Source organism: Mycobacterium sp. NGS29 (assembly GCF_059812965.1).
Genome location: NZ_JCALDR010000016.1, coordinates 35,871 through 57,897, shown reverse-complemented (window position 1 = coordinate 57,897; position 22,027 = coordinate 35,871). Strand labels below are relative to the sequence as shown.

At 67.0% G+C, this 22,027-nt stretch carries 20 protein-coding genes; 7 read left to right on the top strand and 13 right to left on the bottom strand.

From position 1 onward, the window contains the following. The first annotated feature begins 65 nt into the window (after positions 1-65). Positions 66-1,217: an iron-containing alcohol dehydrogenase gene (locus AC5Y5Z_RS19820; RefSeq protein ID WP_463825318.1), complete on the top strand. Its 1,152-nt coding sequence runs from the start codon at positions 66-68 to the stop codon at positions 1,215-1,217. Positions 1,218-1,278: 61 nt separating this feature from the next. On the opposite strand, the gene AC5Y5Z_RS19815 is transcribed toward AC5Y5Z_RS19820, so the two are convergent. Continuing rightward, on the bottom strand, positions 1,279-1,422 hold the full coding sequence (locus tag AC5Y5Z_RS19815; RefSeq protein WP_499927012.1) for a hypothetical protein: 144 nt from the start codon (positions 1,420-1,422) through the stop codon (positions 1,279-1,281). Between the two features lie 75 nt (positions 1,423-1,497). Between AC5Y5Z_RS19815 and AC5Y5Z_RS19810 the strand changes: the two genes are divergently transcribed. Continuing rightward, positions 1,498-2,046, top strand: a complete 549-nt coding sequence (locus tag AC5Y5Z_RS19810; RefSeq protein WP_463825320.1) for a dihydrofolate reductase family protein — start codon at positions 1,498-1,500, stop codon at positions 2,044-2,046. 3 nt (positions 2,047-2,049) lie between these two features. On the opposite strand, the gene AC5Y5Z_RS19805 is transcribed toward AC5Y5Z_RS19810, so the two are convergent. The 7 genes from AC5Y5Z_RS19805 to AC5Y5Z_RS19775 all read right to left on the bottom strand — a co-directional run bounded on the left by AC5Y5Z_RS19805 (position 2,050) and on the right by AC5Y5Z_RS19775 (position 7,980). Continuing rightward, entirely contained in the window at positions 2,050-2,598 is a 549-nt protein-coding gene (locus AC5Y5Z_RS19805; protein WP_499927010.1) for a thioredoxin family protein, read from the bottom strand. Between the two features lie 95 nt (positions 2,599-2,693). Beyond that, positions 2,694-2,951 carry a DUF3253 domain-containing protein gene (locus AC5Y5Z_RS19800; protein WP_499927008.1) on the bottom strand — a complete coding sequence of 86 codons (258 nt, stop codon included), beginning with the start codon at positions 2,949-2,951 and terminating at the stop codon, positions 2,694-2,696. Continuing rightward, entirely contained in the window at positions 2,948-3,838 is an 891-nt protein-coding gene (locus AC5Y5Z_RS19795; protein ID WP_499927006.1) for an SGNH/GDSL hydrolase family protein, read from the bottom strand. Before AC5Y5Z_RS19795 ends, AC5Y5Z_RS19800 begins: the two co-directional genes overlap by 4 nt. A 40-nt stretch (positions 3,839-3,878) precedes the next feature. Continuing rightward, entirely contained in the window at positions 3,879-4,478 is a 600-nt protein-coding gene (locus AC5Y5Z_RS19790; protein ID WP_463825324.1) for a cyclic nucleotide-binding domain-containing protein, read from the bottom strand. An 83-nt stretch (positions 4,479-4,561) separates the two neighbouring features. Further along, positions 4,562-5,257, bottom strand: a complete 696-nt coding sequence (locus AC5Y5Z_RS19785; RefSeq protein ID WP_463825325.1) for a VldE C-terminal domain-containing protein — start codon at positions 5,255-5,257, stop codon at positions 4,562-4,564. Between the two features lie 44 nt (positions 5,258-5,301). Then, positions 5,302-6,858 (bottom strand): succinic semialdehyde dehydrogenase, encoded by a 1,557-nt coding sequence (locus tag AC5Y5Z_RS19780; protein WP_499927004.1) that lies wholly within the window; start codon positions 6,856-6,858, stop codon positions 5,302-5,304. A 105-nt stretch (positions 6,859-6,963) separates the two neighbouring features. After that, positions 6,964-7,980: a TIGR03617 family F420-dependent LLM class oxidoreductase gene (locus tag AC5Y5Z_RS19775; RefSeq protein WP_499927002.1), complete on the bottom strand. Its 1,017-nt coding sequence runs from the start codon at positions 7,978-7,980 to the stop codon at positions 6,964-6,966. Positions 7,981-8,062: 82 nt separating this feature from the next. On the opposite strand from AC5Y5Z_RS19775, the gene AC5Y5Z_RS19770 reads away from it, so the two are divergent. Together AC5Y5Z_RS19770 and ngg are read left to right on the top strand one after the other, a co-directional pair. Further along, on the top strand, positions 8,063-9,868 hold the full coding sequence (locus tag AC5Y5Z_RS19770; RefSeq protein ID WP_499927096.1) for an N-acetylglutaminylglutamine amidotransferase: 1,806 nt from the start codon (positions 8,063-8,065) through the stop codon (positions 9,866-9,868). Then, positions 9,865-11,664 (top strand): N-acetylglutaminylglutamine synthetase, encoded by a 1,800-nt coding sequence (ngg, locus tag AC5Y5Z_RS19765; RefSeq protein ID WP_463825329.1) that lies wholly within the window; start codon positions 9,865-9,867, stop codon positions 11,662-11,664. Before AC5Y5Z_RS19770 ends, ngg begins: the two co-directional genes overlap by 4 nt. 57 nt (positions 11,665-11,721) lie before the next feature. On the opposite strand, the gene AC5Y5Z_RS19760 is transcribed toward ngg, so the two are convergent. The 3 genes from AC5Y5Z_RS19760 to AC5Y5Z_RS19750 all read right to left on the bottom strand — a co-directional run bounded on the left by AC5Y5Z_RS19760 (position 11,722) and on the right by AC5Y5Z_RS19750 (position 14,926). Continuing rightward, the gene (locus AC5Y5Z_RS19760) at positions 11,722-12,144 is read right to left on the bottom strand and encodes a pyridoxamine 5'-phosphate oxidase family protein (protein ID WP_463825330.1); all 423 of its coding nucleotides are present in this window, start codon (positions 12,142-12,144) and stop codon (positions 11,722-11,724) included. A gap of 78 nt (positions 12,145-12,222) precedes the next feature. Continuing rightward, a complete protein-coding gene (locus tag AC5Y5Z_RS19755; RefSeq protein WP_499927094.1) occupies positions 12,223-13,491 on the bottom strand; it encodes an APC family permease in 1,269 nt (422 codons plus the stop codon). 7 nt (positions 13,492-13,498) lie between these two features. Further along, entirely contained in the window at positions 13,499-14,926 is a 1,428-nt protein-coding gene (locus AC5Y5Z_RS19750) for a WS/DGAT/MGAT family O-acyltransferase (RefSeq protein ID WP_463825331.1), read from the bottom strand. Positions 14,927-15,117: 191 nt separating this feature from the next. Here AC5Y5Z_RS19750 and AC5Y5Z_RS19745 point away from each other — a divergent pair, with 191 nt between their 5' ends. Further along, positions 15,118-17,295 carry a glutamine synthetase III family protein gene (locus tag AC5Y5Z_RS19745; protein ID WP_499926999.1) on the top strand — a complete coding sequence of 726 codons (2,178 nt, stop codon included), beginning with the start codon at positions 15,118-15,120 and terminating at the stop codon, positions 17,293-17,295. Between the two features lie 81 nt (positions 17,296-17,376). On the opposite strand, the gene AC5Y5Z_RS19740 is transcribed toward AC5Y5Z_RS19745, so the two are convergent. Continuing rightward, positions 17,377-18,831 (bottom strand): PPE family protein, encoded by a 1,455-nt coding sequence (locus AC5Y5Z_RS19740; RefSeq protein ID WP_499918660.1) that lies wholly within the window; start codon positions 18,829-18,831, stop codon positions 17,377-17,379. Between the two features lie 369 nt (positions 18,832-19,200). On the opposite strand from AC5Y5Z_RS19740, the gene AC5Y5Z_RS19735 reads away from it, so the two are divergent. After that, the gene (locus AC5Y5Z_RS19735) at positions 19,201-21,018 is read left to right on the top strand and encodes a serine/threonine protein kinase PknE (RefSeq protein ID WP_499926997.1); all 1,818 of its coding nucleotides are present in this window, start codon (positions 19,201-19,203) and stop codon (positions 21,016-21,018) included. 65 nt (positions 21,019-21,083) lie between these two features. Beyond that, entirely contained in the window at positions 21,084-21,569 is a 486-nt protein-coding gene (locus tag AC5Y5Z_RS19730; protein ID WP_499926995.1) for an SRPBCC family protein, read from the top strand. Here the strand turns inward: AC5Y5Z_RS19730 and AC5Y5Z_RS19725 are convergent. Further along, positions 21,551-22,021 carry a nuclear transport factor 2 family protein gene (locus AC5Y5Z_RS19725; RefSeq protein WP_463825335.1) on the bottom strand — a complete coding sequence of 157 codons (471 nt, stop codon included), beginning with the start codon at positions 22,019-22,021 and terminating at the stop codon, positions 21,551-21,553. The two genes, AC5Y5Z_RS19730 and AC5Y5Z_RS19725, sit on opposite strands and share 19 nt — an antisense overlap. Positions 22,022-22,027: the final 6 nt, after the last annotated feature.

Sequence of the window (22,027 nt, the reverse complement as noted above, 5' to 3'; positions counted from 1 at the left end):
GCCCGAACTGCCGTTGCCGGTTCCGCCGGAACGATCGACCTGAGCCGCGAGTAATTTGAGTCGATGTGATCTCCTTTCCCCGTCAGCTACACGTCGGGGCCGGCGCTATCGACGATGTTGCCGACGTGTTGGGCGCTCTCGACCTGCATCGCCCGCTGTTGGTGACCGACTCCTTCCTGACGGGCACCGGGGCCGCGCAACGAGTGCTCGACTCGCTGCGGCGGGCCGGAATGTCGGCCGCGCTCTTCGATCGCACCGTCCCGGATCCCACGACCGCCTCGCTGCAGGATGGTCTTGCCGCGTTGCGTGAACACCATGCCGATTGCGTCATAGGTTTCGGTGGCGGCAGTCCGATGGATTCCGCGAAGGCGCTCGCGGTGCTGGCGTACCAGGACGGTCCGATGCGCAGATTCAAGGCACCGAACAACTACGCGGGACCGGCCCTGCCCGTCATAGCTATTCCGACCACAGCCGGAAGTGGTTCGGAAGCAACGCAATTCACGGTGATCAGTGACAGCGACACGCACGAGAAGATGCTGTGTCCGGGTGTGTCGTTTCTCCCGGTGGCCGCGATCGTCGACTTCGAACTGACGCTGTCGATGCCCCCGCGGCTGACCGCTGACACCGGCATCGATGCGCTCACTCACGCGGTGGAGGCGTACGTCAGCCGCAAGGCCAATCCGATCAGCGATGGCCTGGCCCTGTCCGCGATCCGGCTCATCGCCGGCAACCTCGAGCGGGTCTACCGCGACGGTGCCGATACCCGGGCCCGCGAAGCCATGATGCTTGCGTCCACCCAGGCCGGAATGGCCTTCTCCAACTCCAGCGTCGCGCTGGTGCACGGGATGAGCCGTCCGATCGGCGCGCACTTCCAGGTGGCCCACGGGTTGTCGAATGCGATGCTGTTCCCGGCTGTCACCGAGTTCTCGGTCGGCGGCGCCGAGGCGCGGTACGCCGAGTGCGCGCGGGTCTACGGTGCGGCAGCTGCCGACGCCGGCGACGGGGAAGCGGCCCGGGCCCTGGTCACGGCGCTGGCCGAGTTGTGCGCCGAGCTGGAAGTCCCGACACCACGGTCCTACGGCATCGACCGCGAGGCCTGGATGTCGTTGACGCCGTTGATGGTTGACGAAGCCCTGGCCTCGGGTTCACCGGCCAACAACCCGATTGTCCCGACCGCCGAGCAGATCGAGGAAATCTACGCGCGCGTGTACGGCTGATGCGTCAACCGGACGCCGTCGGTCCAGGGGCCGACGCGGGTGGAAAAGCGGTTTGTTTGCATCACTCACCCTCGTCGTCGGAAGGTTCGGTCAGCTCGGGAGCATTTTCCCGCGTCGCCATCCCGCCCTCACGACCATGATCGGCCGGGCCGGGCGGCTCGTCCCTGGGCCGGTCGTGCCCGCTGTCGTCCGAGTCCCTGCCCATGCCCACTCCTACCTCCGAGCCATCTGTGCCAGCGCTGCCCGATGAGTTTCGCTGTGTTCCCGAGTCCATCTTGGTATGCGCTCATTGATCATCACGCAGAACGTGACCATAGACGGCTCGGTGGAGATGCTGGGGGATTGGTTCGATCCGCAGCTGCTGGACGACGAACTGACCGCCGAGATGCGCCGTCAGGACGAGACCGCCGATGCCCTGTTGCTGGGTCGGCAGACCTTCGAGGACTTCCGCAGCTATTGGCCACACCAGGCCGACGACGCCACCGGCGTGGCCGAGTACATCAACAGCGTCACCAAGTACGTGGTGTCCTCGACGATCACCGAACCGGGCTGGGACAACTCGGTGATTGTGGCTGGCGATCCGGTGCAGGAGGTGCAGACCCTCAAAGCGGCACCCGGCGGCGATATCGTCGCCACCGGCAGCATAACCCTGTGCCACGCGTTGATCGCCGCGGATCTCGTCGACGAGTACCGCATGTTCGTCTACCCGTTCGTGCAGGGCTCCGGACGTCGATTGTTTCCCGACGGCACAACGCTTTCCGGCCTTCGCCCGGCCGCGGCGCCGATGACGTTTCCCAAGGGCGTCACGCTGGTCAGCTGGAAGGCGTGACGCTCAGCGCCACTTGATGCCGCAGCCGATCGAGGGACGCTGGTGGGCCTCGACGGCCCGCCCGGCCAGCACCGCGTCGACCGCAGCGCGCACATCGGCCGCCGTCACCAGCAGCCCGTTCTTCGGCCGGGAGTCGTCGAGCTGACCCCGATAGACCAGGCGGCGCTCACCGTCGAAGACGAAGGTGTCCGGCGTGCACGCGGCCGAGAAGGCGCGGGCAACGTCCTGGGTCTCGTCATAGAGGTACCGAAACGTCCAACCGTGACGGCGGGCCTCCTCGACCATCTGCTCGGGACCATCTTGGGGATAGCTGACGACGTCGTTGCTGGAGATCGCGGCCATCGCGACACCTTGCCTAGCCAGGTCGCGACCCAACTCCGCCAGCCCCGCCGCGACATGCTGCACGTACGGGCAGTGATTGCAGATGAACGTGACGACCAACGCCGGGCCGGTCAAATCGTCCAGACTGACCGTCGCGCCCGTCGCCGGCTCGGGCAGCGAGAAACCAGGGGCGGGAGTGCCGAGGGCAAGCATTGCCGATTCGATGGCCATGACGGCCAGGCTATAGCGAAGACGGTGTTGACTCTGCGCGCAGGGCGTTGTCCACGAGCACTTCTGCGCCCCACGCGCAGAGTGAACGGCTCGGGCTATCGGCGCACGATCCGGATGCGGATCGGACCGCGCCACGTTCCGCCGGGATCGAGCACCGCACCGCGCTGGGTGATCTGCACGACGCCCGATTCCGCCAACTCCCGAGCCAGTTCGCGGGCATCATCCATCAAGTCGCGCCAGTTCTCGCCGCCGACGGCCCGGGCGGCATCGGACGGGCAGATGCTGCTGTCCGGACCGCGTGCCGCCGCCAAGTCGAGGATCGCCGATCTCAGTCGTGACCCGTCGCTCGTCATCGGCCGATCCGGTCGGCAAGGGCGTCGCCGACCGCCACGGCGCCCATCGCGTTGGGGTGCAGGGGAGCCGCCAGGTGCGTGAGCACGAACCCTTCGAAATACCGATCGTCGGGCGCGGCGCACATGTCGTGGCCGACCGACACCGGCCGCGTGTCGAAGAACTCGATCCCCTTCCTGGTGGCCAACGACTGCTGCTGGTCGTCGATTTCGTCGACTTTGGCCTGAAAATAGTTGGCGTCCGTCGGATTGATCGGCTGCTGGGCAAAGCAACCGCCCGGCCGGATGTAGGTTCCATACCCGACGAGAACGATCCGCGCCCGCGGGGCTCGGGCCCGCACCGCGTCGATCATGGCTTCCCACAACGGAACCTGGCGCCGGATCGCCGCACTGAATCGATCCGACCCGCCGCCGGCCAGGGCGTCGAAACAGGGCGGCTCGGTCAGCGAACTCCGGCGGCACTGCGCTGCGCTGCTCGCCAGGCCGACGTCGTTGCCGCCGATGGTGATGGTGATCAGCTCCGTGTCGCCGGCCACGGCGTCGATCTGCGCCGGTACGGCGCCCCCGCTGGTGTGCTGCGCCCGGACGGTGATGTCGGCGGTGGTGGCCCCGCTGCAGGTGACGTCGGTGAAATGGGTCGCGCCCAGGTGCCGGGCCAACACCGCCGGATAGTTGTTGGTCGATTTGAAGCAGCCGGGCGGACCGGCGGGATCGGGGACCAGCGGCGCCGCGGCCGCCGAGTCGCCGAGCGCGAGGTATTTGACGTTGTTGACCTGCAAGCTCGCGCTGGCAGGCTCAGAGCCGCGGTGCGGCGCCGTCGCACACACCGCCGCCACCGTCAAGGCCAGCACGGCCGCACCGCCACCCGTCCAGTGCTTGTTACCCCTCATCTCCCCAATCAGGGTAGCGAGGCCGGAAAATCGCTGCTGATTACGACTTGCTGTTGCGTTCCACCCACTGGCTGAGCGCATCCTCGAGCGCTGAGGAGGCACTGACGCCGGCGGCCTTCGCGGCCTGTTCGAAGCGCTCGACCAGATCGGTCGGGACCGTGGCGCTCACCTTGGAGCGTTCCGACTTCGGCTTCGCCGGCTGGTCGACCTGTACGTGTTTGGCGGCTGTCGCGTCCATCGTTTCGCGGAGCGCCGGGATTTCGCGCAGCAGGCGGTCGAGGTCATCCCGCTCGATGCGCAGCACTTCGGCGGGGCCGATCGTCGTCACCGTCGCAGAACGCAGCTTTCCCCGGCGCAGCGCAGATTCGCCGATGACCTCGCCCGGACCCACCACGGCGACCCGGTCCTGGCCGACATACACGCCCACCTCGCCGCTGAGCAGGATGAAGCACGCGTCCGACGGGGTCTGCTCCCGGATCAGGGGCCACGGCACGGACTGCGACGTGTGGTGGGCGGTCCCCACCAGGCGCTCCAACTCGTCGTCCGAGAATTTCTCGAACGCGGGGAACTCGCGCAGCCGACGGGCGTCCTGCTTGATCCGACGGGCTTCTTCCTCGTGCTCTTTCGCATCCACCTTCATGGGGGACTCCTGATCCGCGATATGAACCCTGACATCGAGGAGCCTACGTCGAAGATGCCGTGGTTCGGCAGGGGTCAGTGGGCTCAGTCCGGCGGGGTCGGGGTCATCGACCCGATGAAGTAGGTCTCGTGCCCGGTCGGGTACCCGCCGCCGTTGGTGGCGATGTGCACGTGGTCGTAGTGGTTGGCGGTTTCGTTGCCGAGGTCGGCTGTCCAGCTGCCGGTGCGGATGCCCATGTAGATCTTCTGCCGCCAGATCACGTGGTCGATGCCCCACCGCTTGGCGTTGGCCAGCGCCAAGCCGGCGATCTGGTTGCCCAGCGCGATGCCATCGGGACTGCCGTGGTCGGGGATCATCACGTCGATCGCCAGCCCACTGGGATGCCACCGCAGCGCGTCCTGTCGGTACCCGCCGATGGTGGTGATCTCGGGGAACAGCACGCCGATGGCGCGCGCTGCCCAGATGGTCTTGATCTGCAGGCCGCCCTCGGGGGCGACACTGGGCGGCAGTGCGACCTGGAAGTCCTGGGCGACGGCGGGCGCGTTGCCGGCCAGCAGGGCCGCTTCTTCGGCACTGGCGGTCTGTGGCGCACCCTGGGCGGGCGCGGTGGGTTTGCTGGTCGGGGCGGCGGCCGAGGTCTGCTGCGCGTCGGCGCAACACGGCGACTTCGGTGTGGTCTGCTGGGCGTAGATCATGCCGGCGGCGACGATGAGCGAGGCCACAATGGCCAGCCCTCGACCCCAGCCGTTGCCTGACCTGCGCGTCCCCACCCAGTGCACTTTAGTGTCGGATGGGACGCATGGGACAGATCTTGGTGATCTTGTTATGTCCGGCCGGGCAATTTCATCACCAGGCGCACCACCGGCAACAGCGCTTTCTGCCACAGCGGCGACGGCAGCCCGAACGGCGGATCGAGGTTGAACACCCGCGCGGTCGCAACGGTCTGCGATTCGGTGTACTTCAGCAGGCCTTCGGCGGCGTGCCGGCGGCCGACGCCGGATATACCCATCCCGCCCATCGGCGCGCTCAGACTGCCCCACGCGAACGCGTAACCCTCATTGACGTTCACCGTCCCCGAGCGCAACCGGGTGGCGATCTGTTCGCCTTCGGCCGACGACGCGGCCCACACGCTGGCGTTCAGCCCGTACTCGGTGTCGTTGGCTTTCTCCACGGCTTCGTCCACGTCGGCGACCGGATAGATGGAGACCAACGGCCCGAACGTCTCGTTGGCCGCGCACTCCATCTCAGGTGTCACGTCTGTCAGCACGGTGGGCTCGTAGAACAGCGGCCCGATGTCGGGGCGGGCCTTACCGCCCGCAATCACGGTGGCGCCCTTACTCGTCGCGTCCTCGACGTGGTCGGAGACGGTCTTGAGTTGACCCTCGGAGATCAGGCTGCCCATTTCGACGGAGAAGTCGTAGTCGGTGCCCAGCTTCATCTTGCGCACGGCGTCACCGAACTTGCGGGTGAACTCGTCGGCGATGTCCTTCTCGACGTAGATCCGCTCGATGGAGATGCACAGCTGGCCAGCATTGGAGAAACACGCCCGGATAGCGGCCTTGGCGGCCTTGTCCAGGTTGGCGCCGCGGGTCACGATCATCGCGTTCTTGCCACCCAGTTCGGCCGAGAACCCGATCAGGCGACGGCCGGCCTGCTCGGCGAGATGACTGCCCGTCTGCGAGGAGCCGGTGAACATCAGGTAGTCGCAGTTCTCGGTGATCGCGGTGCCCACCACCGAACCCGGGCCGGACACGATCGCGTACAACGCCCGGGGCAGCCCCGCCTTGTACAGCAACTCGGCGCACGCCAGGGCGCAGTACGGGGTTTGGCTGTCCGGCTTGAGGACCACCGCGTTACCCGCCAGCAACGCCGGCACCGAGTCCGACGCGGTCAGCGTCATCGGGTAGTTCCACGGCGAGATCACCCCGACCACGCCCTTGGGCTGATAGCTGACCGTCGTCTTGCCGATCGCCGGCAGCAGCGGTTGCACCTTCCGCGGCTTGAGCAGGTCCGCGGCGACCCGCACGTAGTAGTTGGCGTTGGCCATCAGGTCGACGATCTCCTCCTGCGCCGCCCACCGCGCCTTGCCCGCCTCAGCCTGCAGCAGGTCCATCAGGAACTCGCGGTTCTCGATCACCAGGTCGCGGTAGCGGCGGATGATCTCGATGCGCTCGTCGACCGGACGTTTCGCCCACTGCGACTGAGCCGCGCGGGCTTGCTCGAACGCCGACTCGACGTCGTCAGCCGTGCCGATCGGGATGGTGGTCAGCGCCTTGCCGGTGAAGACCTCGTCGATCGTCTTGGTCGGACGGTCGTCGACGTCTTTGATTGCGGCGAGCTGACGCAGCCGGTCGAAGACCTCAGCTGATGGTGCAGGCATGGCGTGACCTCTCAGGAACACAGGCAGTTGTCTGTAAACCCTATAGCCGCTTTGCCGACCGTTATGCGTCGCAATCCGCGCATTTGCGGGCGTCACAACACAGGCTCAGCGAGCGGACAGCTGCCGCGCGATCTCGCCGTAGCGTTCGAACCGTTCGGTGTCGCTGAGGGCGTTGTACAGCACGATCCGCGTGGCGATGCCGTCGTACTTCGCAACCAGGGCCTCGGCCAACCCGTCCCAGGTCGACTCGGTGGCGAAGACCGCGATGTGTTCGTCGGTGATCTCCGACGCCATCCCCTGGAAGTCACCGGCCTTCTGCCTGGCCCGCAACCGCGCGGTGGTGCCTTCGAATCCGGCCTCGTCCAGGATGAACGCGTAGTTCGGTGTGCTGGCGTAGAAGCTGATGCTGGTGCGGACGAGTTCGCGCTCCCGGCGACGCTCCTCCTCAGTGTCGCCGACGATCGTCATCACCGGGACGATCACCGCCACGTCCGACGAGGAGCGGCCCGCCCGCGCGGCCCCTGCGGCGACGTTCGGCACCAGATGGCGCGCGAGATACCCGGGTTCGCCGAGCGGGTGCACATGAACGCCGTCGGCCACCTCGCCGGCCATCCGCAGCATCCAGGGGTTCACCGCGGCCACGTCGAGCTTGGGGTCGGGGGCGTCGATAGGACCCGCACTCCACTGCGGGGTAATGAAGTCGAGGTCGTAGAACTCGCCGTGGTAGTCCAGCGTGCCGGTCCGGAATGCGGCGAAACACGCCTGCACCGCTCGCACGTAGTCCCGCAACCGGGGGCCGGGCCGTTCGAACTCGGCGCCGTAGCGCCGGACCACGTGCGTGCGCACCTGGGTGCCCAAACCGAGCCGGAACCTCCCGCCGGTCGCCTCTTGCAGTTCCCACGCCGTCGCCGCAGTGACGAACGGGCTTCGTGGGAAGGCGACTGCGACACCCGTCGACAAGTCCAGGCCGGGGGCGGCCTGGGCCGCGACCGCGACGTTGAGATAGGCGGTGCGTCCGGTTTCGGTGAACAGCAGCCCGCTGAATCCCGCCGCCGCGGTGCGCCGGGCCACCTCACCGATGTCATTCAGCGGCCGCGGAATCGTCATCGCATCCACCTGCACGGTCGAACCGTACATCGGTCGCCGGACACGCAGGATCGTGCCCGCTCTGCGCGCGTTGAATTGGCCCGTTAAGGTCGAAAAGGTGTGTGGAGCCACCGGAGAGGTGCGACTCGACGGCCGGGTGCCCGATGTAGCCGCGGTTGCGCGAATGGCCGACGTGATGGCACCGCGCGGGCCGGACGGGGCGGGCGTCTGGTCCCAGGGCCGAGTCGCGCTGGGCCATCGTCGCCTCAAGATCATCGACCTGACCGAAGCCGGCGCCCAGCCGATGGTGGACGCCGAGCTGGGCCTGACCATCGCCTGGAACGGCTGCATCTACAACTACAAAGAACTGCGCCACGAGCTCGAGGGCCACGGTTACCGGTTCTTCTCGCACAGCGACACCGAGGTTCTGATCAAGGCCTACCACCGCTGGGGCGACGACTTCGTCACGCACCTGCACGGGATGTTCGCCTTCGCGATCGCCGAACGTGACAGCGGCCGAGTACTGCTGGGCCGCGACCGGCTCGGCATCAAACCGCTGTACCTGACCGAGGACAGTCACCGCATCCGGTTTGCTTCGGCGCTGCCCGCGCTGCTGGCCGGGGGCGGTGTGGACACCCGCATCGACCAGGTCGCACTGCATCACTACATGACGTTTCACTCGGTGGTGCCCGCGCCGCTCACGATCCTGCGGGGGGTGCGCAAGATCCCGCCGGGTTCGCTGCTGGCGATCGAACCGGACGGCAGGCGCACGGCTACCACCTACTGGACCCCTGACTTCACCCGGCAGGACGAGCACTCCGACTGGTCGGAAACCGACTGGGAGGACGCCGTGCTGTCGGCGCTGCGCACCGCGGTCGAACGACGACTCGTCGCCGACGTCGCGGTCGGCTGCCTGCTCTCCGGCGGGGTCGACTCCAGCCTGATCGTGGGGCTGCTCGCCGAGGCGGGCCAGCATGGGCTCGCGACGTTCTCCATCGGGTTCGAGTCGGTGGGTGGTGTCGAGGGCGACGAGTTCCGGTACTCCGACATCATCGCCGAGCGTTTCGGCACCGATCATCACCAGATCCGCATCGGAACCGACCGGATGCTGCCCGCACTCGACGACGCGATCGGTGCGATGAGCGAACCGATGGTCAGCCACGACTGTGTCGCGTTCTACCTGCTCAGTCAGGAAGTGTCGCGACACGTCAAAGTCGTCCAGTCCGGGCAGGGCGCCGACGAGGTGTTCGCCGGCTATCACTGGTATCCGCCGATGGGTACGCAGTCCGCCGCCAGCCTGGCCGGGTCGGTCGCGGCCTACCGGACCGCCTTCTTCGACCGCGACGTGGCCGGTCTCCAGGCTCTGGTGGCCCCGGAGAATGTCGCGGCCGACGATCCCAGCGAACGGTTCGTCACCGAGCATTTCGCGCGCGCCAACGCCGAAACCGGAATCGACCGTGCGCTACGGCTCGACACGACCGTCATGCTGGTCGACGACCCGGTCAAGCGGGTGGACAACATGACGATGGCCTGGGGGTTGGAAGGGCGGGTGCCCTTCCTGGACCACGAACTGGTCGAGCTCGCCGCGACCTGCCCCCCGGAACTCAAGATTGCCCACGAAGGCAAAGGCGTGCTCAAACAAGCCGCCCGCCGGGTGATCCCCGCCGAGGTCATCGACCGACCCAAGGGATATTTCCCGGTGCCCGCCCTGACCCATCTGGAGGGCCCGTACCTGGACATGGTCCGCGACGCGCTCTACGCGCCGGTCGCCAAGGAGCGCGGGTTGTTCCGTTCCGAAGCGGTCGAGGCGCTGCTGGCCGACCCCAACCGCAGGCTCACCCCGCTGCGCGGCAACGAGCTCTGGCAGATCGCCCTGCTGGAGATGTGGCTACAGAAGCACGGTGTGACGGGGACCGCGGCATGACGGTCATCGACCCGTCGGAAAACCACCCCGAGGCGATCACGCTCGCGCTGCACAATGCGTCACCACCCGAGTTCGCCGAAGTGATGGCTCATAATGTGGAGCTCGAATTAGGTTGGGGCCGACTGATTTTCGGTCAGACCTTCAGCGACGCCGACACCCTGGCCGAAACTCTGCGACGGGAAGCGCCCGGCCGGCGCGACATCTGCATCTATGCGCGCGAGTCCCACGTGGTGGTCGCCAAAGCACCGGCCGAACTGTTCATCGACCCCAGCCACACCTACCGCCTGCGTTTTGCGGGACGGGCAGCACCCGAAGAACCACCGACGCCGCCCACCTACGTCACGGTGCGCACCCTGCAGGACGTGGGGGACGCCGACGCGATGAATCGCGTCTACGTGCGGTGCGGAATGGTCTCGGCGCCGGTCGAAACGATCTGGCAGAACCACCTGGAAGTGGAAGCGGTGACCTATCTGCTCGCCGTGCGCAACGAGGACGGTGCCGTGGTAGGCACCGTCACCGGCGTCGACCACGAAGTGCTGTTCGCTGACCCCGAACGCGGATCGAGCCTGTGGTGCCTGGCGGTGGATCCCGCCGCCGGGCTGCCGGGGCTGGGCGGGGCACTCACCCGGGCGCTGGCCGAGCACTTCCGCACCAAGGGTCGCGCCTACATGGATCTGTCTGTCGCACACGACAATTCCGCCGCCACCGCGCTGTACGAGAAACTGGGTTTCCGCCGGGTCCCGGTGCTGGCGATCAAGCGCAAGAACGCGATCAACGAACCGCTGTTCACGCCGCCCCCGGAAACGATCGACGATCTCAATCCGTATGCCCGGATCATCGCCGACGAGGCCATGCGCCGCGGTATCTGGGTCGAGGTGCTCGACGCCGAGACCGGCGAGATCCGGCTCACCCACGGCGGCCGCAGCATCGTCACCAGGGAATCACTGTCCGAATTCACCTCGGCGGTCGCGATGTGCCGGTGCGACGACAAGCGGCTGACCCGCCGCCTGGTGGCCGATGTCGGCATCACGGTGCCACGCGCACGCCTAGCGACCTTCGACGACGCCGACTACGCGTTCCTGACCGAGGTCGGCGAAGTCGTCGTCAAACCCACCCGCGGCGAGCAGGGCAAAGGCATCACCGTCGGCATCACCGCCGAACACGGACCGGGCGAGCTCGCCGCCGCGCTGGCGCGCGCCCGCGAGCAGTGCCCAGAGGTGTTGATCGAGCGGCGGGTGGAGGGCAATGACCTTCGGCTGGTCGTGATCGACGGCCGGGTCGTGGCGGCGGCGCTGCGTATGCCGCCCGAAGTGATCGGCACCGGCGATCACACCATCCGGGACCTGATCGGGGCCGAGAGTCGGCGTCGCTCGGCGTCCACCGGCGGGGAGTCGCGCATCCCGCTCGACGACGTGACCGAGGCCACCGTCGCCGAATACGGCTGGTCGCTCGACGATGTGCTGCCTGAAGGCACCCGACTGCGGGTCCGGCACACGGCGAACCTGCACCAGGGCGGGACGATCCACGATGTGACGGCACAGGTGAACCCGGAATTGTGCCGCGTCGCGATAGCCGCGGCCGAGGCGATCGGCATCCCGGTGACCGGCATCGACCTGCTGGTGCCGGACGTCGCCGGCGAGGACTATTACTTCATCGAGGCCAACGAGCGTCCGGGGCTGGCCAACCACGAACCGCAGCCAACGGCCGCGGCATTCGTCGATTTCCTGTTCCCGGGTCGACCGGGCCAGCCGCCGGCCTGGACTCCGGAGGAATCACCGGCGGTCTCCAACGAGTGAGCCCGGGCGGATGGCCCCGGCGGTGTTGTCGAGCGGACGTTCGTCGACAGCGGGGGATCAGCCGGCGGCAGGACCGAACTGGAAGCGGCGGCCGGTGACGACCTCCGGGATCACCCGGACATAGTGCGACTTGTCCGATCCCGTCCACGGTAGTACCTGCGCCCGGTCCGCTTCCTCGATCTGTTCGTCGCCGCGCACCGAGCGGGCGACGCCCCGGACGATCACGCTCCAACCCTGTGCGACGTCATGGTCGTCGACCTCGAACACCACCTGATTGTTCATCGCGGTACTGACCAGCTTGGTACCGCCTGCGGTCCGGAACAGAATCGTCTTGCGTTGCACCGCATAGTTCACCGGGAAGATCTCGGCCCGGCCGTCCACGACCGTGACCAGCCGGCCTAATGTCAAGCCCGCCAACAGATCCCAGCATTCTCCTGCCGACAGGATAGTGGCACCGGTGTGTTCGTCCAGACGTGTCATACCGACGAGGTTACTCAGCGTGACCGCATCGGCGCGGGTGCCGAAAGTCCTTTTCTGCCGGGACCTAAGCCGTGTCGGCTAACTGATCGCTGCATCCCTGCCCCGGTGACGTCCGCGCCGTGACCAGAACAGCAGTGTGCCCCCAACAAGAATGGCCACACCCGCGGCCACCGAGGTGACGGGCAGCGCGAAGGCGACGAGCACACAGCCGATCAATCCCGCCACCGGAATGATCCTCGGCGGCCGTCCTTGGTCAGGCCGCAAGGTCATCGCCGACGCGTTGGCTATCGCGTAGTAGACCAGGACGGCGAACGAGGAGAACCCGATAGCACCGCGCAGGTCAGTCGTTGCCGCCAGTGTTGCCGCCACTATTCCCACCGCGACCGCCGCCCGATTGGGGACCCCGAAGCGCGGATGCACCGCCGCCAGTTGTCGTGGCACGTGACTGTCCCGCGCCATCGCCAGCATCGTGCGGGAGACCCCCATCAGCAGCGTCAGCAGGGCACCGAATGCACCTGCCACCGCGCCGGTTTCCACGATCGGCGCCAACCCCGGATGACCCGCCGTCTGCACTGCCGCGGTCAACGGTCTCGACGTGGCGGCAAGCCTGTTGGGCCCCAACACCTTCAGTACAGCGACGGCGACCCCGGCATAGACTGCCAGCGCCAGCGCGAGTGCGATCCGGATCGCACGTGGGATGGTGCGAGCCGGGTCGCGCACCTCCTCACCCAGCGTCGCGATGCGTGCGTAGCCGGCGAACGCGAAGAACAGCAGTCCGGCGGACTGCAGGACACCACTCGGTGAAATGTCTTCTATTACACCGAAATTGGTGACATCACCGGCCTCGGTGACGGTCGCCGAAACGACTACCACGGTGAGCACCAGCAAGATCGCCACCACGATGCCGCGGGTCAGCCACATGGACTTCTGCACGCCGAGATAGTTGGCCACGGTCACACCCGTCACCGCCAGAACTGCGACCGCGTGCGCGTGCTCCGGCCACCCATACCAGCCGACGGTGAGAGCCATGGCCGCGCAGGACGCGGTCTTGCCGACCACGAAACCCCATCCCGCCAGGAAGCCCCAGAACTCGCCCAACTGTTCGCGGCCGTAGACATAGGTGCCACCCGAAGCGGGGTGTACCGCTGCCAGCCGCGCCGACGAGGTCGCGTTGCAGTACGCCACCACCCCGGCAACCGCCAAACCGATCAACAACCCCTTTCCGGCAGCCCGCGCTGCCGGCGCCAGTGCGGCGAAGATCCCGGCCCCGATCATCGAACCGAGACCGATCATCGCTGCGTCGCCGACACCCAGACTCCGGCGCAAAGCGCCGTCGTTGGCCTTCACCGTCGGGTCAGTCCACCGCGGCAAGCAGGTCCTGGAAAGCCTGTTCCATGCATTCGGCGTACCGGGCCGGGTCGGGCAGCGCGTCACGATCGGCGGTGGCGCTGATGGACAGCGTGCCGTCATAGCTAGCCACCACGTGACACAGGTTCAAACCCCCGATCAGTGGGCCCAGGCCTGCGGCGCGCAGCAGCCGGGCACCGTGGAAGAAGATCGGCACGGTGGGTCCCGGCACGTTGGTGACGGTCGTGTTGGCGACGGTCGGACCGGAGAAGGGCAGCACGCTGGCGGCTTTCGCGGTCACTCCGAGCAGTGCTGTCGGCAGGGTCGCCACCAGCTCGAGCACCTGTGTCCGGGTCGACTGCTCGGACTCCGTACGACTCTGCGCGGTAGCCTCGGCGATGCTCGCGAGTCGTTCCAGCGGATCGGCGATGTCGGTCCCGAGTGTCTGCAGCCGGCCGAACAACATGTTTCCGTTGCTGCCGCTGTCAGCCGCGTCGCGCAGCGAGATCGGACACGCCGCGACCAGCGATGCCTCGGGAAGCTCGCCGTGCCCGTCCAGATACTCCCGCAGCGCACCACCGACGTACGCCAGCGCCACGTCGTTGACCGTGGCACCGGGCACGCGCGCTTTGATCCGCTTGAAATCAGCCAGCTCATGGAACCGCGCCTCGAACACCCGATGCGGCGAAACCGCTTGATTGAAGCGGGTTTTGGGGGGAAACGTCGGCCTGCTGCCATCAGAAACCAGTCCGCCGAACACCTTGCCGGGCAAGCCGATCAGACCCCGCACCAACTTCGGCGCATTCGACACCAACACTCTGCCGGCCCGCGCCGGGTACAACGCCCCGTTGAGCGCGGTGCGCGAGACGAGGTCGGCGGTCGACGGCAGCGACGCCGGCCGCCAGGGGCGTTCCGGGGCCGGGGGACGGGCGGCGTCGGCGGCCAGGTCGTGCAACGCCGCGATCATCTGCACACTGGCCATGCCGTCGACCGCGCAGTGGTGCAATTTCAGCGCCATGGCGAAGGAGCCCTTCGGCACCCCCGGCACGGCGTTGAGTCCTTCGATGACGGTGATCTCCCACGGCGGGCGGCGTAGATCGATCTGCCGGGCGTGCAGTCTGGCCACCTGGATGCAGAGCTGTCGCCAGTCGCCGGGCTGCGGCAGACCGATGTGGCGCACGTGGTATTCCAGGTCGAAGTTCGGGTCGTCGACCCAGTACGGCATGTGCAGGCCGCCCGGGAGTTCGGTCAGCCGACGTCGGAAGACATCGGCCAGATGCAGGCGGGCGTCGAGTTCCTCCAGAATCCCTTTGAAGGTGACTTTGCCGCCGGGGGCCGTGGACGGGTCGTAGATCAGCAGCATCTGAATCTGCAGCGGTGTCGCCGGCCCCTCGGCCCGCAACATCATGTCGTCGCTCCAACTCAACTGCTGCATAGAGATCCCCCTTCAGGGCACAGCGTAGGCCCTGACCCTCGCGACCGCCGCAGTGTGACGTCTCACGTTCGCAATCAACGCTGCCTCAGCGTTGACTCGGGCGTAACAGGATTGCCATCGAAGGTTCCTACGGTGGGTCGGTCTAGCGTCCGTCGAATCCTCGCGGACCCCTTCGTGACAAAGGAACTCCATTGAGCGGAAACGCGGTCCGCCTGCAGGCGATCAACAACGTCGAGGCCTATATCCCTCCGGCGATCAGCTTCGTAGCAGGTGAGGCCCCTGGTGAGATATTCGGCGCCAATGTCTTCACCAAGGCGGAGATGCAGGCGCGACTGCCCAAATCGGTGTACAAGTCCATCGTCGCAACCATCGAGAAGGGTGCCAAGCTCGACCCGGCCGTGGCCGATGCGGTCGCGGTGGCCATGAAGGACTGGGCACTGGAGAAGGGCGCCACCCACTACGCGCACGTGTTCTACCCGATGACCGGGTTGACGGCCGAAAAACACGACAGTTTTCTCGAGCCGATCTCCGATGGGCAGACCCTTGCCGAGTTCGCCGGGAAGACCCTCATCCAGGGCGAACCGGATGCTTCGAGCTTCCCGTCCGGCGGGCTGCGCAGCACCTTCGAGGCCCGCGGCTACACCGGCTGGGACGTCACCAGCCCGGCGTACATCCTGGAGAACCCCAACGGCAATACGCTGTGTATCCCAACGGTTTTCGTATCGATGACGGGGGAGGCGCTGGACTATAAGACGCCACTGCTGCGCAGCCAGCAGGCGATGGGGGTGCACGCCGAGCGCATCCTGGCGTTGTTCGGCCACCAGGGCCACAACAAGGTCGTCTCGTTCTGCGGGCCCGAACAGGAGTATTTCCTGATCGATCGGCACTTCTTCCTGGCCAGGCCGGACCTGATCAATGCCGGCCGTACGGTGTTCGGCGCCAAGCCGCCCAAGGGTCAGGAGTTCGACGACCACTACTTCGGTGCGGTGCCCGAGCGGGTGCTGGGCTTCATGATGGACACCGAGCGGGAGCTGTTCAAACTCGGCATCCCGGCCAAGACCCGGCACAACGAAGTCGCTCCCGGTCAGTTCGAGGTGGCGCCGATGTTCGAGCGGGCCAACATCGCTTCCGACCACCAGCAGCTGCTGATGACGATCTTCAAGACCATCGCCAAGAAGCACGGCATGGAATGTCTGTTCCACGAGAAGCCGTTCGCCGGTGTCAACGGCTCCGGCAAGCACGTCAATTTCTCGGTGGGCAACTCCGAGTTGGGCTCGCTGCTGGTTCCCGGTGACACTCCGCACGAGAACGCGCAGTTCCTGGTGTTCTGTGCCGCGGTGATCCGCGCCGTCCACAAATTCGCCGGACTGCTTCGGGTGTCGGTGGCCTCGGCCACCAACGACCACCGGCTGGGTGCCAACGAGGCGCCGCCGGCGATCATTTCGATCTTCCTCGGTGAGCAGCTCGCCGACGTCTTCGAGCAGATCGCCAAGGGCGCGGCCACCTCGTCGAAAGGCAAGGGCACCATGATCATCGGTGTCGACACGCTGCCCCCGTTGCCGACGGATGCCGGTGACCGCAACCGCACCAGCCCGTTCGCGTTCACCGGCAACCGGTTCGAATTCCGGGCGCCCGGTTCCGGGCAGACCGTCGCGGTGCCCATGATCATCCTCAACACGATCATGGCCGACTCGTTCGACTACCTGGCCACCATCCTGGAAGAGGCTGTCGCCGCCGGGGAGGACTTCGATACGGCAGTGCAGAAGCTGCTCACCGACGTCATCACCGAACACGGTGCGGTGGTGTTCAACGGCGACGGCTACTCGGAGAACTGGCAGATCGAGGCGGCCGAGCGCGGTCTACCCAACCTCAAGACCACGCTGGACGCCATCCCGGAGCTGATCAAGCCGGAAGCGGTGGCGGTCTTCGAGAAGTACGGCGTGTTCACCGAGCGCGAACTGCACAGCCGGTACGAGGTGCGGTTGGAGCAGTACGCGCTGACCATCGGCGTCGAGGCGAAGCTGGCGCTGGAGATGGGCACCACGGTCATCCTGCCGGCCGCGGTGCGCTACCAGACCGAACTCGCGCAGAACGTCGCGATCTTGAAGGCGGCCGGTATGGAGCCCAGTATGGCTGCACTGCAGGATGTTTCGGCTCCGATTGTGGATCTCACCGCGGCGCTGGCGACGCTGAAGTCGGCGCTGTCCGACCACTCGGCCACGTCAGCACTCGACGAGGCCGCGCACGCCCAGAAAGAACTGCTGCCGGCCATGGAGGCGGTGCGGACCGCTGCCGACACCCTGGAAAGCGTTGTGGCCGACGACTTGTGGCCCCTGCCCACCTACCAGGAGATGCTCTACATCCTGTGATGAACGTCGTCGGGTGTGGGGGCCGCCCGCAACCGCGGACCTGGTGATTCGCGTCCCCCACGCCCGGCGACCCGGGCGGGCTCAGTCCGCGCGCGGTTCCCCGTCGCCGAGTTCGGTGGTCCACGTACTCGGCATCATCGGCACGGTCGGGGCATCGCTGAACGGGTCGCCTGCGATGGTGGTCAGCCCGGCAGCGTCGCGAATTCTGGATTTCGTTGCGGTACCGGTGAATCCGAGCGGGCCGGCGCCGCTGGTGGATGCCGGGAACTCGTCGAGCGGGGGTTGGTCCGGTGACCAGTCCGGGGTGTCGTCCAGCGTCAGGTACTCGTCGCGATAACCGCGGTTCTTGACGTCGGCGCGGCGCCGGCGGCGAGCTTTGGCTTGCGCCGCCGCGGCCGCCGATGCGGCACTGGCCGCCGAGATGCCTGACGCCGGTGCCCCGGCGGTGGCCTTGTTGTGCAGGGCGGGGCCCAGCGTGGGACCGGGCCCGGGGCCACCGACCAGGTAAGCGAAGCTCTGCAAGCCCGCTGCCGGGGGAGCGGGAGCGGTGCTGGCCGCCGGGGTCTGTGCCGGCAGGCTGCTCGGTGCCGGAACCGCACCCGCGGTGGTGACGGTCGGTGCGATGCTGGCGACGGGCAACACGCGTTCTTCGACAGGCACCGCGGGCGCCTCGGCGATCAGGGCGGCGGGGGCCTCGGCGACCACCGAGATCGTGGACAGCGCCAGCGCCAGCGGGATCACCCCGAACGGCGCCGCTGCGGCGGCATACATGGGTGTCCCCAGCACCCCGAAAGTTGCCGCGTAGGCGAAGACGTAGAAGAGCGGTAGCCAGGTGACGGCCGCTTCGGCCGGGTTGGCGGCGAAATCGGTGATCAGCTGTACTACGGTGCCGAACGGGTCGGAGACCAGCCCTTTCAGTGCCCGGTACATGCTGGTGAAGTGCTCTGACCCGGCCAGCAACTCTTCGATGGGGTCGGTGGGGGGCGTGGTCGCCGGTTCGGCGGGTGCGGCTTCGGCGGCGAGGATCTGCGGGGCCTGCTCCGTCGGAGCCACCGCTGTGAGCGCGGATGACGACACCGCCTCGTACACACTCATGGTGGTGGCGGCCTGAATCCACATCCGCACGTAGTCCGCTTCGTTCACCGCGATCGGGATCGTGTTGATGCCGAAGAAGTTCGTCGCGACCAGGACCCCGTGCAGCACATGGTTGGCTGCCAGTTCGGTAAGCGTCGGCATCGCCGCCAGCGCTCCGGAGTAGGCCGCCGCAACCACCTCGTGCTGCGCGGCGGCACCGGCGCTGTTGGCGCTCATCTGGGTCAGCCAGGCCAGATAGGGCACGTGGGCGGCGGCGTACTGCGCGGCGGTCGGACCTGCCCAGGCGCCGCCCTGCACCGCACTCAGCACTGCGGACAATTCTGCGGCCACCCCGGCGTACTCGGCGCTGAGGGAATTCAATGCCGCGGCCGCCGCCAGCAGCGTTGCGGGACCCGGGCCGCTGCTCAACAGGGTCGAGTGAACTTCGGGGGGCGCACCCATCCAGGCGATCACCGCGCCCCGCCTCGGAGCGGTTCTGCTACGGAAGTGGCGAAATGGTGCGTCATCGGTACGTATCCAGGGGGCAGCGTCCTGAGCTCCTCAACTTAAGTTTGGCTACCCTTAGCTTATTGCACGTGAGTATTGCATACCCTGCGCACACCGAGGTCAGTTCTGGGCGCGTTCTTATGTTGTCTTCGCCACGTCGGCAACTCGTAAGGCCGCAGCGACGGTCAACTGCGCCCACCGCACGCCGCAACCATTAGCCTTAGCCCTGGCAGACCGCCGTGTAGCCGTATCCGCCAGCGGTAATCGCCGCAGGTGCAAGCGCGCTTCCGGATCGTTGCGCGGGAGTCGGGTGAGGAGTCGGCAATGGACGACGCGACCGAGGGTTCGCGGGAGGGCACCCGGTTCGGGCCGTATCTGTTGCGGCGGTTGGTGGGTCGCGGCGGCATGGGCGATGTCTATGAGGCCGAGGACACCGTCAAGGAACGGATCGTGGCGCTCAAGCTAATGTCCCAGACGCTGTCGAAGGACCCCGTCTTCCGGCAGCGCATGCAGCGCGAGGCGCGCACCGCGGGACGTTTACAGGAACCCCACGTGGTGCCGATTCACGACTACGGCGAGATCGACGGTCAGCTTTACGTCGACATGCGCCTCATCGACGGCGCTGACCTGGCCGCCATCCTCAAGCGGTACGGCCCACTGACGCCGCCGCGCGCGGTCGCCGTGGTGCGCCAGATCGGTTCGGCGCTCGACGCCGCGCACGCGGCAGGGATCACCCACCGCGACGTGAAGCCGGAGAACATTCTCATCAGCGGCGACGATTTCGCGTACCTCGTCGATTTCGGTATCGCCAGTGCGACCACGGACGAGAGGCTGACTCAGCTGGGTAGCACCGTGGGAACCCTCTACTACATGGCCCCGGAGCGGTTCGGCGAGACCGAAGTGACGTACCGCGCCGACATCTACGCGCTGGCCTGTGTACTGCACGAGTGCCTGGTCGGGTCCCCGCCCTACCGGGGTGACCAGCTCAGTGTGATGGGCGCCCACCTCAACCAGCCTGTCCCGCGACCCAGCGTCGCCCGGCCCGGCGTGCCGGCCGGCTTCGACCCGGTGATCGCCCGAGGCATGGCCAAGGACCCGGCAGATCGTTACCCCACCTGCGGCGACTTGTCGGCTGCCGCGTACGCCGCGCTCGCCACCACCGACCAGGACCGGGCGGCCACCATTTTGCAACGCAGTCAGGTGGCCCAGGTGCCGCCCGCGTTCACCGGGCCACCGCACAGCGGCTTCCCGCCCCCGGCGATACCGGCCGGGCATCCGCCGCAAACGATGTGGCCCCCACCGCAGGGTTTCGGTTCGCCCCCGGCGCCGAGCGGACCGGTGCCGGGACAGTGGGGCACCCACAGCTGGGGAGGCACTCCCGCGGGAACCGGCGGCGGACCACCGTGGGGCCCACCACCGGCGCGACCGAAGGGGTTGCTGCGCAAACCCTGGTTGTGGGCGGGGCTTGCCATCGCTGTGATCGTGGCGATCGTGGGTGGCGTGATGATCGGGTTCAGCGGGTCGAAGCGGTCCTTGGCACCGAGCGCCGAACCGCCCACTCCGGCGGTGGATCCGAGCAGTGTTCAGCTCAACGTGCTCAACGACGGCGTGTTCATCGGCAGCTCAACCGCAACCACGACGATCGACATTTTCAACGAACCGATCTGCCCGCCGTGCGGCGCGTTCATCCGGTCCTATGCCGCGGACATCGACAGCGCGGTCGCCGATAAGAAGCTCGCGGTGCGGTACCACCTGCTCAACTTCCTCGACCAGCAGTCGCATACCAAGAACTATTCGACCCGTGCGATCGCAGCCTCGTATTGTGTTGCGGCGCAGAATGATCCGAAGGTTTACACCAACTTCTACACCGCCATCTTCGGCAGTGACTTCCAGCCGCAGGAAGGCGCGTTGTCCGACCGCACCGACATCGAGTTGGCGAATCTGGCGCAAACCGGAGGTGCCAACACGACCACCACCGGTTGCATCCGGTCCCGCTCGAACTTGACGACCGGCCAGACCAAGGCCGACAACGCCGCCACCAGCCTGGCGGGCTTCCATGCCACCGGCACCCCATTCGTGTGGGACGGCAACGGCGGTGTGGACCTGCAGAACCCGAATTGGCTGACGAAGCTGATCGGTTGACCGCCCCGCCGCGGTCGTAGAGTGAAGTCTTGCGCTCGATGCGTCACCCACCACTGCGAGGACCGATGACTGACCGGATTGAAACCAATCGCACCATCGCGGCTCCGGCGGCGGACATCTTCGCGGTGCTCTGCGACCCGCAGGGACACGTCGCGATCGACTCGTCAGGAATGCTGCAGGACGCCGACGGCGCCCCGGTGCAGGCTGTCGGCGACAGCTTCGTGATCCACATGGACCGCGAGTCGCTGAACGATTTCCCCCAGCTCGGTAAATACGACGTCACAGTCGAGATCACCGAATTCGAACCGGACCGGCTGATCGCCTGGACGGTGCTCGGCCAGATCAAACCGCAGATCGGCCACGTCTACGGTTACCGGCTGGAGCCGGCGGACTCCGGGGGCACCGTGGTCACGTCGTTCTACGACTGGTCCAACATCGGGCAGCAGTGGCGCGAGGCGGGCATCTTCCCGGTCATCTCCGAGGGTGCGCTGCGAGCCACGCTGGGCATTCTGGACCGAACCGTGCGCCGCGGTTACCCGGGCCGTAACTGATCTGCCGCAGTCGATGGCCGGGCCATCACCGAATCGGAGGCTGCCCAATCGGTCGACACCTTCCGGTGTTTGATCAGCCACGTGCCGTCCCGGGGGATCAGGATGTCGCGATAGCGGCCGAAATGGTCGAGACCGATGTGGGTCACCACGGTGAAGTACGACGCGACCTCGGCTCGCTGGGCCGCCAAGTCGATGAACAACACGTTGGTCAGGATGTGCCGGACGACGGGTTTGACGTCGGCGCCGGAGCTGCCGACGCCGCCGGCGACACCGCCGAGAAACGCGCTGATTTCCGCGCGCCCGCACAGCGGTTCCATGCCACGAATCTCGAGCACGCCGTCGGTGCAGAACGTTTGGGCCAGCGCCTCGACCCGTCCGGCGTCACCTGACCAGTTGTAGTTGGCCAGCGTGTCGCGAATCTGTTCGCGCGCAACGAGTTCCCACACTTCCACGGCGCA